The sequence below is a fragment of the Siccirubricoccus phaeus genome (genome assembly GCF_008360935.1).
Classification (GTDB): domain Bacteria; phylum Pseudomonadota; class Alphaproteobacteria; order Acetobacterales; family Acetobacteraceae; genus Siccirubricoccus; species Siccirubricoccus phaeus.
On the sequence record NZ_SRXO01000004.1, the window covers coordinates 266435 to 279658 of the forward strand.

11 protein-coding genes and 1 pseudogene are annotated in these 13224 nt (G+C 71.6%); 5 read left to right on the forward strand and 7 right to left on the reverse strand.

What is annotated here, in order from left to right; all coding sequences use genetic code 11:
* Window position 1: 1 nt before the first annotated feature.
* The 3 genes from E5N76_RS07830 (at window position 2) to E5N76_RS07840 (ending at window position 2651) form a co-directional block, all read left to right on the forward strand.
* The gene (locus tag E5N76_RS07830) at window positions 2–697 is read left to right on the forward strand and encodes an iron reductase (RefSeq protein ID WP_149536723.1); all 696 of its coding nucleotides are present in this window, start codon (window positions 2–4) and stop codon (window positions 695–697) included.
* Window positions 694–1527 carry a cytochrome c3 family protein gene (locus E5N76_RS07835; protein WP_207791900.1) on the forward strand — a complete coding sequence of 278 codons (834 nt, stop codon included), beginning with the start codon at window positions 694–696 and terminating at the stop codon, window positions 1525–1527. Before E5N76_RS07830 ends, E5N76_RS07835 begins: the two co-directional genes overlap by 4 nt.
* A 128-nt stretch (window positions 1528–1655) precedes the next feature.
* Window positions 1656–2651: a cation diffusion facilitator family transporter gene (locus tag E5N76_RS07840; RefSeq protein ID WP_149536724.1), complete on the forward strand. Its 996-nt coding sequence runs from the start codon at window positions 1656–1658 to the stop codon at window positions 2649–2651.
* Between the two features lie 253 nt (window positions 2652–2904).
* On the opposite strand, the gene E5N76_RS07845 is transcribed toward E5N76_RS07840, so the two are convergent.
* The gene (locus E5N76_RS07845) at window positions 2905–4743 is read right to left on the reverse strand and encodes a DUF3141 domain-containing protein (protein ID WP_235907608.1); all 1839 of its coding nucleotides are present in this window, start codon (window positions 4741–4743) and stop codon (window positions 2905–2907) included.
* A 385-nt stretch (window positions 4744–5128) separates the two neighbouring features.
* Here E5N76_RS07845 and E5N76_RS30050 point away from each other — a divergent pair.
* Both E5N76_RS30050 and E5N76_RS07855 read left to right on the forward strand, forming a co-directional pair.
* A pseudogene (locus E5N76_RS30050) lies at window positions 5129–5461 on the forward strand (c-type cytochrome); the annotation flags it as partial.
* A gap of 66 nt (window positions 5462–5527) precedes the next feature.
* Window positions 5528–6613, forward strand: a complete 1086-nt coding sequence (locus tag E5N76_RS07855) for a DUF2933 domain-containing protein (protein WP_149536839.1) — start codon at window positions 5528–5530, stop codon at window positions 6611–6613.
* A 729-nt stretch (window positions 6614–7342) separates the two neighbouring features.
* Here the strand turns inward: E5N76_RS07855 and E5N76_RS07860 are convergent.
* From E5N76_RS07860 to E5N76_RS07885, 6 genes are all read right to left on the reverse strand, one after another.
* Window positions 7343–8236, reverse strand: coding sequence for a CopD family protein (locus E5N76_RS07860; protein WP_149536726.1), 894 nt, complete (start codon window positions 8234–8236; stop codon window positions 7343–7345).
* On the reverse strand, window positions 8233–8622 hold the full coding sequence (locus E5N76_RS07865) for a copper resistance CopC family protein (RefSeq protein WP_149536727.1): 390 nt from the start codon (window positions 8620–8622) through the stop codon (window positions 8233–8235). The genes E5N76_RS07860 and E5N76_RS07865 overlap by 4 nt, the downstream gene beginning before the upstream one ends.
* 8 nt (window positions 8623–8630) lie before the next feature.
* Entirely contained in the window at window positions 8631–9134 is a 504-nt protein-coding gene (locus tag E5N76_RS07870) for a hypothetical protein (RefSeq protein ID WP_149536728.1), read from the reverse strand.
* A 332-nt stretch (window positions 9135–9466) separates the two neighbouring features.
* Window positions 9467–9820 carry a hypothetical protein gene (locus tag E5N76_RS07875; protein ID WP_149536729.1) on the reverse strand — a complete coding sequence of 118 codons (354 nt, stop codon included), beginning with the start codon at window positions 9818–9820 and terminating at the stop codon, window positions 9467–9469.
* A 386-nt stretch (window positions 9821–10206) separates the two neighbouring features.
* The gene (locus E5N76_RS07880) at window positions 10207–11061 is read right to left on the reverse strand and encodes a copper resistance protein B (RefSeq protein WP_149536730.1); all 855 of its coding nucleotides are present in this window, start codon (window positions 11059–11061) and stop codon (window positions 10207–10209) included.
* A 200-nt stretch (window positions 11062–11261) separates the two neighbouring features.
* Window positions 11262–13211, reverse strand: a complete 1950-nt coding sequence (locus tag E5N76_RS07885; protein ID WP_207791901.1) for a copper resistance system multicopper oxidase — start codon at window positions 13209–13211, stop codon at window positions 11262–11264.
* Window positions 13212–13224 lie beyond the last annotated feature (13 nt).

Sequence of the window (13224 nt, forward strand, 5' to 3'; positions counted from 1 at the left end):
CGTGAGCGAGACCGAACGCCTGGCCGTCGGCGCCCTGGTGAGCGTCCTGGCTCTCGTGGCCCCCGGCTTCCTGCTGCACGAGGCCCCGCGCTTCCCCGGAAGCCTTGCCGGTGGCCTGCTGGGCATCGCGGGCGCCACCCTGTTCGTGCTGCTGCTCGCCTACTCCCTGGTCAAGCGCAGCGCCTGGGTGCGCGCGAGGGCCACCGGCTACGTGTCGATGCGCGGCGTCCTCTCCTTCCACGTCTACACGGGCGTCGTGGGCGCGCTGCTCGGCATCCTGCACAGCGGCCACAGGTACCAGAGCCCCCTCGGCGTCGCGCTGGTCTCGGCGATGCTGGTTGTCGTGCTGAGCGGCTTCGTCGGTCGCTACTACCTGGCGCAGGTCGGTGCCGACCTGCGCGAGCAGCAGGCGTCACTCGGGCTGCTCAGGGCCCGCTACGACCTGCTCGCCGCCGGGCGCGCGGCGGCGGGCGCTCAGCCGCTGATGGGCTCGGGCGCCGGGGTCTCCGGCCGCGACCTCCGGCGCCTGGTCGGCGCCATCGCCGACCTGGAGTACGCCATCGCCCGGCGCGAGGTCATCAAGCGGGCGCTCTCGCGGTGGACGGTCCTGCATGTGGCCGCGGCCCTCGTGCTGTACCCTCTCCTCGCGCTCCACATCTGGAACGGCGTCTACTTCGGCCTGCGGTGGCTGCCGTGAGGGTCACCTCGGCACTCTACCTGGCGCTCGCGCTCCTCGGTGCCACGGCCGCCGTGCTGGTGCCGCTCCTGATGTACCGATCGGGCTCTGAGGGGCTGCCGAGCTGGCGCTCCGCGGCGATCCCCGGACCGCTGTCGGCCGCGCACGCCTTCCTGGAGGGACGCTGCGAGAGCTGCCACACGCCGGACCGCGGGGTCGAGGCGGTGTCCTGCCTCACCTGCCACGCGACAGCCGCACCGGAACTCCTGCCGAAGCCCTCGACCGCCTTCCACGCGAACATCGGCGAATGCGCGGGCTGCCACGTCGAGCATGGGGGGCGCGGCCGCCGCCCGGTCAACATGGACCATTCGGTGCTGGCCACGGTGGGTCACGCCCGGGCCGCCGAAGCCGAGGCGGGCGCCGCGGCCACGGGCGGGAACGGCTTCCGCCACGCGATGGCTCAGTTGCAGGCACTGCTCGCAGGCAGCGGCGCCGACCTCGTCGGTGGCCCGCTGAACCGGCGTTCCCTGCCGCCCGGCGCGGCAGCAACCCTTGACTGCGCGGGCTGCCACGCCAACCGCGACCCGCACCGGACCCTGTTCGGCCGTGAGTGCCAGGACTGCCACCGCACCGATGCTTGGTCGGTCGCTGCCTTCCGGCATCCCTCGCCGCGCTCGCCGGACTGCGTGCAGTGCCACCAGGCGCCGCCGAGCCACTACATGATGCACTTCGAGATGATGGACCGGGGCATCACCGGGCAGCACCACGCGTCTGTCGAGCAATGCTTCCTCTGCCACCAGACGGACTCCTGGAACAACATCAAGGGCGTCGGCTGGTTCGACATGCACTAAGTCCCGGTCGGCGCCGTCACTGGGGTCTGGGGAGCAGTCTGATCGGATGTAATGAGCCGCGTCGGCGGGGCTTCGTCGCCGACGCTCCTCTCAAGCGCCTGCGCCAGTATCCATAGGAGGCACTAGCCATGTCGATGTCTCACGGCGGCCATGCGGGTCATATGCCTGCGAGCGACGATCGCAAGGCACTCATCATCTCGGGCTGGCTCACCGGCCTCTACTTCCTTGTCGAGCTCGGGATCGGCCTCTGGACGGGCTCGGTCGCCGTCATGTCCGATGCCTTCCACACCTTCTCGGCCGTGGGTGGCGTGCTCATCGCTCTAGTCGCGATCCGCCTAGGCGAGCGACGGTCCAGCCCCGCGCGCACCTTCGGCTATATTCGGGCCGAAATCCTCGGGGCCCTCTTCAACGGCCTGTTCCTCGTCGCCATGGCCCTTTTCGTGCTGTGGATGGGCGCAATGCGTCTTATGGAACCGGTCGAGCTTGCGACCACGCCGATGCTGATCGCGGCAGGGGGCGGCATCGCCACCGAACTGGTCGCACTCTGGCTGCTCTACGAGCGCCAGAAAGGGAATCTGAACATGCGGGGCGCCTTCTGGCACATCGTGCAGACTTTCGTCGGCAGTTTTCTTATCATCGTCTCAGCCCTGGTGATCCGCTTTACCGGTTTCCTCGCCATCGATCCGCTGCTCGGCATGGCCTTCGGTCTCGTCCTGCTCTGGGCCTCCTGGGGCATCCTGCGCGAGGCGCTGCACATTCTGCTGCAAGGCACGCCCGAGGACCTCGACCTGGAGGCTGCGATTGCAGCCATTCAGGAGTTGGAGGGCGTCACCGACGTGCATCACGTCCATGCCTGGAGCCTCACATCCGGGCGCAATGTCTTCTCGAGCCATGTCTGCGTTCGAAACTGGCAGGAGGGCGAGCGGGTGCTGAAGCAGGTGAACGATCTCTTGCGCGGCCGATTCAAGGTCCACTTTTCGACCACGCAGATCGAGGAATACTGCCTTGCCGGTGAGGAGGGAGCAGCCGAGATCGACATCACGCGGTCGCAAGCAAGGTCCGGACAGGTCGCGCAGGCAACCCGTCCGCGGCGGGAGGAACGGGACGTCCACCGCGGTCATTGACGGATCGGCATACCAATTCAGGACTTCCGCGACACCACGGCTCCCCGGGACACCCGCGCCGCAGCCTTGCCTACACTCTCCGTTCCACTGCTCCCCAAAGCCCTCATTCCCGTGGACGCCGCTCGGCCACCACGGCCCCTCCCGCGGGCGAGACCGGCGGTTGCGACCGCAGCGTCGCGGCGCCTGCCCGCGCGGCGGGGCGAAGGAAAGGGCTGCGCCCACCCGACGCTCCGCCGCGCGCCGAAGCGCCACGTCACCCGCCCGCGTCGCCGCCGGAGGCTGACCGCGCGGTCCCGATCGGCCCGGAATACAGCGTGGAGAAGCCCCGCTCGGCCGCGGCGTCGCGGAAGGCCCGCGCCGCCTCCACCGCCTGCGAAACGACGCCCACGATGGCCCGCTCCTGCGACAGCAATGGGTTGTCGGGGCGGGTCCGGTGGCGGTTCGCCTCGACCTGGGCCGCTGCCGCCGCGACGAGGCGCATCCACGGCTGGAACTCCTCTGACAGCAGATACCGGCTCGTTCGCATCGGGTGCAGCCAGCGCAGCAGCCCCACCGTCCAGGGGTTGGACGTGGCCTGGACCCAGGGCTTCAGGAAGCTGCGGTAGAGCGCGAGGCCGGTCTCGGACACGGCGCGGACACGCTCGAACGCCTCGCGCGGCGGCGGCGCGAAACGCAGATCCTCGACGGCCCGCGGCTCGAAGCGGACGGCGGCCCGCCCCGCTGGCGGCCGCGCGCCACCATCGGGCGTATCCTCGATCCGCATCTCGTACAGGCCGGGCGGCAGCGCCTCGATGTCGGCGAGGCTGGCGAGGATCGCCCGGTGCTCGCGTCGCGCCACGGCGGCCGAGACGAAGATGCCGAGGTGCCCGACGTGCGGGTTGATGAGGTAGACGATGCGCTGCCCGGCCGCCTTCAGCGCCTCGGTGCTGCCGTAGACCGCCGGTATCCATCCGAGCGCCTGGTGCGGCGGGGTGATGTCGTCGCCCTCCGAGGCGAAGACCACCAGCGGGTTGCGGACGCGCCGGAGGTCGGCGACGCAGCCCTCGCAGATGCGGAAGACGCCCTGCTCGACCTGGTTGCCGATGAACAGGTTCTCGACGATCGCGGCCATCTCCTCGCGGCCAAGGGAATGGAAGCCGCCCCACCAGCGCTCGAACCGCAGGAAGCGCTCGCGTTCCGTGTCCACCTCCGCGAAGAGCCGAGCGTACTTCTCCCAGATGGCCCGCTCCGGCTTTAGGTTCTCGAAGTTGGCGGCGAGCCAGGCGCCGTCGAGACGCCCGCCGCCGAGGTCGGCCGCGAGCTCGGCGAGCCAGGCGCCGCCGAGCAGGCCACCCGCGAGGCGCATCGGGTTCACGCCGGACTCGCCTCCCCAGTAGGAGAGCGGGGAGCCGTTCAGCACGGCGGCCCCCACCAGGCCGCAGCAGTCGGCCGAGAGCAGCGCGACGGCCCAGCCAGCCTGGCAGTTGCCGTAGAGCACGGGCGGCTTGCCCGGGTGCCGCTCGGCCACCGTCTCGACGAAGCGGCGCAGGGCATGGTGCACGTCGGCCAGCGTCTGCCCGCGGCAGGGCTCGGGGAAGAAGACCACGAAGTAGACCGGGTGGCCCTCCCCGAGCGCCATGCCGACCTCGGAGTCCTGCTTGAAGCCGCCGATGCCGGGGCCGTGCCCGGCGCGCGGGTCCACGACGATGACCGGCGGCTTCGCCGGATCGGGAGCGAGCACCCGGGCCCCATCGGCGGGACCGAGGATGCGGAGCAGGGCGTAGTTCGCCGGGCGAGGAAGGGTGCGAGCATCCAGCACCGTCTCCGAGCGGAAGTCGAGCAGCGGCGGCAGGCCCAGCCGCTCGTGCTCCAGCGTGCCGTCCGCGCGCTGGCGGAGCGTGTCCCAGAAGAGGATCGACCGCTCCCAGAAATCGCGCTGGTACTCGAGCAGGTCGACCCAGGGCAACGCCGGACCGGGCAATGAGGCGCCAGCCATGCCGACGGAGGCTACGGGCGTCCCATCCCCGACGGCGCGCTCGTGCCTCCGCTGCCCGCGCGAGGCGACCTCCGGACTGCCCGTTGCATCCTCCGCTGCCGCCACTGTGCCGTCCATGGCCATGCCCCTCCTCGCGTTCCGAGGCACGACTGTGGGCCAGGCGGTCGGAAGCCGGTTTGACGTGACGCAAGTTCTGCGCGGGGCAATAGTTTGTCACGACGCAGCGGCCCGGCCGGGCTCCTCCGGTGCTGACCTCTCGCCGCACGGCCCCTACCGCAGTGCTGGCGGCGTCTTGCGGGGCCGCCCTCGACGAGGAGAGCGACATGGCGCTGAACCTCACGACATCACCCCACGAAGGAGCCAATAGGGGCATGTCCGGCCGGGAGCGGGCCTGGCCGTCGGACCGTCCTTGCTGTGGCCGTGCTGGCATCGGTGACCGGCCTCGGCGCGGCCTTGCTGCTGACGGCCGGAGGCGGCCACAACCGGCCCGCCGAGGGAGCCGACGCAACTCTACGCTCAGCACTGCGCCTCCTGCCACGGCGCGGAGCTGGAAGGACAGCCGAACTGGCGCCAGCGCGGACCGGACGGACGCTTGCCAGCACCGCCGCACGACGCCACCGGCCACACCTGGCACCACTCGGACGCGCAGCTCTTCAAGCTTACGAAGCGCGGTCCCGCTGGCCTCGTGCCCGGCTACGCGAGCGACATGCCCGCACTCGGCGAGGGGCTCAGCGACGGCGAGATCCGCACCGTGCTGCTCTTCATCAAGAGCACCTGGCCTGCGGGCGTCCGCGCGAAGCAGGAAGCGCTTGGGGCAGCGAGCCAGCAGCGTTGAGTCAGGCGTCCTGACGACGGCCTCACGGCGGGCGCACGTTGCTCTGAGCGTCCGCTCCCATGCGTCCTGCGGGAGCACTACGAGCACACGCTCGGCGCGCTGACCTACCTTCTGCTGGCGTGCCCGCTGATGCGCCCTTTCGCGCACCACGGGCACGGTGGGCATCGGGCACACACCGACGCACCGGCGGAGCGGCCCGGCCCCGCGGGCCGGTGGCGGAAGGAAGACCGCGGGCGCACCGCGGCCGCTCCCTCGGGGTCGCCATGGCTCCCTTTCGCGCGCCCGCCGCCGCGCGGCCTGGTTGCGGCGCCGCCGGGTTCCGGCCGTCGGCTTGGGCAACGCGGCCCCCCTTCTCTCTCGCACCTCGATGGTGACCTGGGCGATTCCGAGCCCCGCCAGGTCCTGTCGGATTACATAGTGTTGCTGGCCTCCGCGGCTGTTGCACGCAGCGCGCGCCATGCCGACCTTTCCTGGGCGACGGACCGCTTGCGCGGCACACGGACGGCGCGGGTGGCAACGTCGGCTGCTCCAAGGCAGCAGGACTGGAGGCGCGGCCCGATGCCGAGGCGCCAAGTCCCGCTCGCACGCGCCGGTGTGGCTCCAGCCGCTCCTGGCGGGCCAGGCGGCGCGCGGCTCGGCGGCGTCAGGCTCCCCGGTGTCCCGATCACGCGAGGAGGGGAATCCGATGCTCAGACATCTCATCATCATCGCCACCGCTTCGGCACTCGCGGCCTGCTCCGCGGCAACCCCGAACTTGGCGAGCCATGGCACCGCGCCGGGCCAGGTCTTCGGCCGGGCCCCCACTCACCTGGAGAACTCGCCAGGCGGCGGGCCCGAAGTCCATCGCCCGCTCCCGCCCCTCGGCGAGGGCATCGCGGCGAGTGGCGCCTGGGTGGGCGGAGCGGGCGACGGAGGGCCGACGATCGTCCACCAGGGAGGCGGCCGAGGTGGCCTCGGCTCCTCCGCCGGAGGGGCGGTCACCGGCGGCACGGGCGAGGGCGGACCCGAAGTGCGGCATGGGCATTTGGCGGGCGGAACGCTGGGCCGCTAGCTTCGATCCTGGAAGGAGGGCGTGCCGTTCGTCCCATCGCCGAGTGGACGGAAAAAACCCCCTGCCGAGGCAGGCTGGCAGGGGGGCGTCGAGACGCGTAAAGACTAATCCACAAAAGAGGAGGATGACTCACATGGGCACTAAGATATGGGCGCCGAGAAAGTGACGGCCCGTAGGGAGAATGCCAATGCCAGGGGTTGTGTTCCCTGGCCAGAGTGCTTTTTTTACGTAATCTCAAAGTATGCCTCCCTGGGCCAGGTTTTCCAAATCACCTGTCATACCGCTGGCTTCAAGATGAAACCGGAGTACCGGCTTATCCGCTGGCCGCCCCACGTGGCGACAACCGTCCGGCGGTAGTGCTCGCGCAAGCCTCGTTCCGACTCCCGGACTCGGGAATACTTGACAGGTGGGTGGCTCCTAGATGCGTGGGGGCAGCCCCAAGTCCAATCTAAAGAGCTGTTTCCACAACGACCAATGGTTGGGTGGATCTGATGTCCGCAAGCAGCCTGCGGATCCCGCCTCTCCCGCCGGATGCGGACCGTCTCGATCCCAAGCGCCGTTTCTTTCAATACGGAACTGGCGTCCGGCGAAGCGGGGGGACGGCGCTCGCCCCCATCAATCGGGACGCCATTGCTGCCGTTCCATCCCAAGCAATGTTGCAGCATCAGGTTGCAGAGGAGTTCGGTTTTGTGGCTGGGGATCGAGGGAAAAAGGCATAGCTAGATCCAAAGCCGCGGGCGTCGCTGGTGCGGCAGTGCGTCCTCCGGTGGGCCAAGAAGGCGCCCGAGCGCCGGGCGCTTCCGCTTCGATTGGGGAGCGACGCCGGTAGCTCAGCCCATGCCCTGCATGGCCGTGGGCGAGTCGGAGACCATCTCGGCTGCCGCCCAGAGCACCAGCAGGGCGACGATCGCCTCGACCTCCACCGAGCGCGCCAGCCTGGCCCCGGCCCCTGGGGCACGGGCCGCCAGCGCTGGGGTCAGGCGGAACCGGTGCCACGCCGCGAAGCCAAGCAGCGCCGCCACCAGGGACACCTTGGCCAGGAGCGCCCAGCCGTACCAGGAGCCGAGGAGCTCGCCGATCCCGCCCAGGATCCACCAGGCGAGCAGCAGGCCAGCGGCCACAAGCACCGGCACGGCCACGGATGAGATGCGGGCCCAGTCCTCGACGAGGCGCGCCGCGCCCGGGCCGTCGCGCCGCGCCGCCCAGGCAAGCGGCGGCAGGCTGCCGATCCAGTACGCGGCCACCAGCAGGTGGACCAGCAGCAGACCCGCGAGCAGCGGCCGCGGCGCGAGCGCGGTGGTGTGGCCGAGGAGCGCGTAGCTGGCGCAGACTACGACACCCCCGGCCGCCGCCAGGGCCGCCCAGCGCGACCCGAGGGAGAGCGCCGCCACAAGCAGCAGGCCGACGCCGCCAAGGCCATAGGAGGCGCCAGCGCGCGACCCGAGCACCACACCCCACGCCTCGGGATCGAGGAGGCTCTCGCTGCCCGTCAGCTCACCGACCTGCGCCACCAGGACGCCGAGTCCGGCGGCCATGCCCAGCAGGGCGGCGGAAGCCGCCCAGCGACGCAGCCGTGCGCCGTCCACCTCGCGGCGGGCGCCGAACAGCAGCGCAAAGAAGGCCAGGCCCGAACCGCCGAGGCTCCCCGCGTAGTAGGCGGCGCGCAGCGCCACCGCGACGCCGCCCCAGCCCACCTCCCCCGTCCGCAGCAGCGCGAGGATCATCGGGCGGCAGGATCAACCCGGAAGCGCACGGTGCCGCCGCCGACGTGGCCGTCGGGCGAGGCGCCGCGCCACTCGATGCGGTAGGCGCCCGGCGCCAGCCTGTCCTGCACGGCGGCGCGCACCTCCTGCACCGCGGCCCCGCGCTCGCCCTCGCGGGCCAGCCTCTTCTCGCCTCCGGCCTCGTCCAGCAACCGCAGGGTCACCACCCGCAGCGGGCCCTGGAACATCAGGACGACGGCGGGCGGGGTGCCCCGGACCACCGCGCCGTCGGCGGGCTCGGAGTGGTGGAGGTCGGAGTGCGCCAGCGCGGGGCCTGCGGCGGCGAGGCCCAGGGCGACGGTGGACGCGGCGGCGAGGGCGCGCCTCCGGGAAAGCAAACCTATCATGTCGAACCTCACACTTCTCGGATGGCCGCCGCGCGGGGCGGCACGGCTCGCACAAAGGAATGAGCGTCCCCCGGTCCGCCGGGCAAGGTGCTGGCCCCCGTCCGGGAGGCGCCAGCAACAATTCGAAATGCTGCCCCTGACTTCGCACCGGCGCAGGCCGTGACGCGGCGCCGCAGCCTGGCCACCTCCGCTTCGGGGCCGAGCAGCGTCGGGGCGGTGCGCAGCACGACACGGGCGGTCTCCGGCCCCGCCTGGCTCACCTCGACCTCGAAGCGGGGGCTGCGCCGCCAGGGGGCCAGGCCCGCAGGCATTCCGAAGGCCGTGATGCGGGAGCCCTGCCCTCCGGAAACCACTTCCAGCCGGAAGGGGCCATCCGCATAGAAGTCGGCCAGGCAGGAGGCGAGGCGCGCCGCGTTGCCCCTGGTCACGACCACCGCGGCGGGCGGGCGGTCGCGCAGGTCGGGTGCCCGCGCGCAGGCGCCCAAGAGGGGCGGCAGCAGGAGCGCGGCCATGGTGCGAACGCGACGAACTGACCTGGTGACCATCAATGGACGTGCGGCCGTTCCCCCTGGGTGTGGTGCTCGTGCCCGGACGCGGCGGCGGGTGCCACGGCGGTGGTCTGGGGAACCCCTCCCAGGCCTTCGCCGGTGGCGTGGGCGGGCACCGAGGCCCGTCCCGTGCCCCCCGATGCTCCGGCGCAGGCCGCCAGCAGACCGGCCGTCGCGGCGAGAAGAAGGGTTGTCCGTGTCCGCATGTGTCCTCCATCCATCGGCGTGGGCGCGCGCCTTGAACGCGGCGCCCACGGAAAAGGCGTATCGAGGGCGCCGACGCCCTGGGGGCGGCTCTACCCGCGGAACGGCATGCCGTTCTCGTGGCCGTGCCGCACCTCCGGTCCGCCTTCGCCGGAGTTGCCGACGATCGTGCCGCCGGACGGGCTGCCGAGGTTGCCGCCGCCCATGCGGCTGTGGTCCATCTCGGCGTTGCCGCTCCCGCCCTGCGGCGACAGCGTGGGCGCCGGTCCACCCCGGCGCTGGCCCTGGCCGCCCATGCGGCTGTGGTCCATCTCGACATTCCCGCCGCCCTGCGGCGACAGCGTGGGCTGCGCGAGACTGGGCTGCGCGCCGAAGCCGAACAGGATGGCGACGCTGGCCGACGCGACGAGTCCGGCAAACTTCCTACCCATCTTGAAGATCTCCACTTGGCCGCGCATCCCAAGTCGGTGCGCCGCTCCGATACGAATGCCCGCGCGGGAGCGCCGCCGCAACGGCGCACCGCGTTCCGGCAAAGCTTCGTAACGCCCGCTCGGCCGCACGGACCGGACGTTCAGCAGGACCGGCGGGCGCCACACCCCAAGCTGTGTTCCGCACGCCATTGGGCACACCCGCGCGGTCTGCGCCGCTTAACTTCGACGCCGACCTGGGGGCGCAGGGTCGTGGCGCCGCCTCGCAACGCCTGGAGGATTCGATGGCCCGTCCGCCTGGCCAGCGGCGGCATCCGCCGCATCGGCGGCGCGGCGGACAGCGGCGCAACTGAGCGGCGCAGGCGCGCCGGGGCGAACCCGGCGCGCCACCCGCGCCCGGAGGATCAGAAGAAGAGACGGATGCCCGCGACCACGGTCGACTGCGAGGGCTTCTCGCCGAGGCGCCGGTTCAGGCCGGTGGCGCCGCCGTTGAAGCTCTCGAAGGAGTAGCCGATGTAGGGCGCGAACTCGCGGGTGATCTCGTAGCGCAGCCTGATTCCCACCTCCGTCCGGTAGAGCCCTGGCGCGATCAGCGCCTCCCGGTCCCAGCCGGTGGAGAAGTTCATCTCGAACTCGGGCTGCAGCACCAGCCGGTTGGTGATGAGCAGGTCGTAGGAGGCGGCGGCGCGGGCGAGGAACACGCCCTCGCCGCCGACGAAGCCCTGCAGCTGCACCTCGAAGAAGCCCGGCGCCAGGCCCTGCAGCGAGATCACGCCGTAGGTGCGCGGCGGCGTGCCCTCGTGCGGGTCGATGCGGAAGTCGTGCCGCACGCCCGCCTGGATGTCCCAGTAGTAGCCGAGCAGGCGGGAGTAGAGCACCTGCAGCTCCGCCCGCTCCAGCCCGCCGCGCTCGCGGTTGGTCTCGCCGCGCGTGTTGACCCAGACGCGGTGGTAGTCGGTGCCGTAGTAGCCCAAGCCCTCCCAGGCGTAGATCGGGTTGCCGCGCCCGGTGCTGCGGATTTCGTTCTGGTCGAACAGGACGGCGCCGAAGTAGAGCGGCGGGTGCCTGGCGTCGATGCCATGCGTCTCGGGCGCCAGCAACCCTCCGCCCGGGGCGGGGGACGGGTCCGCCGCGGTCGCCCCGGACGCGGCGTGGGCACCATGGCCGCCGCCCGGTTGCGCCCAGGCCGCGGAGGAGGCGAGCGCGGCGGCGAGGAGGACCGCCGCCACGCCCTTCGATGCCTTGACCTTGGCGTTCATGCTGCCTCCTGCGGCGTCAGATCGAGACCGGCCGGGCCGACAGCCCCACTCCCGACGCCATTTCGCGGCCCGTGCACGTGGCCTGCAGGGGACGTGGTCTGTGCCGAGGCCAGCGAAAGGAAGGCCAGAGCCAGTGCCCTGCCCACGACGAAGAGCAGCCGAATGAGGATTGTTTTCATCGCCTGTGCAGCCCTCCGCGCTCAGTGCACATGTAGGGCAGTCACAGGCTGCGCCGCGGGCCGCGGCGCCGACGCGACCGGAGCCCCGTCCCGCACGACGCGGAAGACCCGCATCATGCCGCTCTCCATGTGGTAGAGCAGGTGGCAGTGGAAGGCCCAGTCGCCCTCGGCGTCCACGATGACGTCGACGTCGAGCGACGTGCCGGGCTTGACGTTCACCACGTGCTTGCGCGGGTTGAACGCCCCGTTGCCGAGGTCCGGCACCATCCACATGCCGTGCAGGTGCATCGGATGGTTCATCATGGTCTCGTTGATGAAGCGCATGCGCAGGCGCTCGCCGTAGCGGGCGACGATGGGCTGGGCGCGCCAGAACTCGTTGCCGTTCATCGACCAGATGTAGCGCTCCATGTTCCCCGTCAGGCGCACCTCGATGATGCGGTCGTAGGGCCGCCACTCGGGGTCGGGGCGCAGCGGGCGCAGGTCGCGGTAGGACAGCACGCGGGCGCCGGGCGGCGCGCCTGTATCGTGCACCACCGGGTCGGCCATCGCCATGCCGCCATGCCCGGTGTGCGCCTGAATCCCACCTGCCGTGGTCGTGGCCGGGGTGCCTGGCCCGTGCGCGCCAGCCACGGGCGGAGCACCGTGCCCCATGGCGGCATGGTCCATCGCGCTGTGGCCCATGGCTGAGTGGTCCATCGTCGGCTGGCCCTGCGGCGCCCCCGGCATCTGGTGCCCGGCATGCGCCCCGCCCGCCGGGGCGGCGGGCTGGCCCTGCATCTCGCCGTGGTCCATCCCCGAGGACGGCCAGACATGGCCGGGCTGGTCATGCTCGGGACGCGGCGTGCCGCGGTCCAGCCCCGTCGGACCCGGGTTCATCATCATGTCCGCCATGGTCAGGACCGGGCGCGGCCGGTGCGGCGGCAAGGATTCGACCGGGGCGTCCATGCGCGGCGCCAGGCGCGCCCTGGCCCAGCCGGTGCGGTCCATGGTCTCCGCCAGGATCTGGTACTGCCGGTCCTCGCGCGGCTCGACGATGACGTCGTAGGTCTCGGCGACGGCGATGCGGAGCTCGTCCACGACCACGGGCCGGATGTTGTTCCCGTCCGCCTGCACGACCGTCATCTTCAGGCCGGGGATGCGGACGTCGAAGTAGGTCATGGCCCCGGAGTTGATGAGGCGCAGGCGCACGCGCTCGCCCGGCCGGAACAGCAGGGTGGCGGGCGTCTCCGGCCGGAAGCCGTTGACGAGGTAGCGGTAGGTCGCGCCGGTGATGTCGGCGATGTCGGTGGGGTCCATCCGCATGTTGCCCCACTCGATGCGGTCGCGGATGATCGCCCGGCGCGCGTCCGCGTCCGGCGCGCGGTTCAGGTCGCGGATCAGGCCGACCAGCGTGCGCCGGTTCCAGTTGTAGTAGCCGGGGTCGCGCTTGAGGTTCTGGAGCGCCCGCGCCGGGCGCTCGTCGGTCCACTCCGAGAGCTGAACGACGTGGTCGCGGTCGTAGCGGAAGGGCTCCGGCTCGCGCGGGTCGATGACGATGGGCGCGTAGAGGCCGCGCTGCTCGTGGTCGAGGTTGTGCGCGTGGTACCAGTAGGTCCCGGACTGCACGACGGGGAAGCGGTACTCGAAGGTCTGGCCGGGCCCGACGCCCTGCGAGAAGCCCGGGCTGAAGCCGGGCGCGCCGTCCATCGCCGCGGGCAGGATCAGCCCGTGCCAGTGGATGCTGCTTTCCCTGTCCAGCCGGTTCGTCACCCGGATCACCGCCTCCTCGCCCTCGCGCAGGCGGATCAGCGGGCCGGGGAACTGGCCGTTGACGGTCACCGCCGGGCGGTCGGTGCCGTTGATGTTGACCACCCGCTCCTCGAGCGTCAGGTCATGGCGCTGCGCCAGCGCGGGCGCCGCCAGGGCCGCCAGCATGGTCCCGGCCAGCGACAGTCGCCGCAGCGCGCTCCCGATCTTGAATGTCCTCGTCATCCCGGCACCTCCA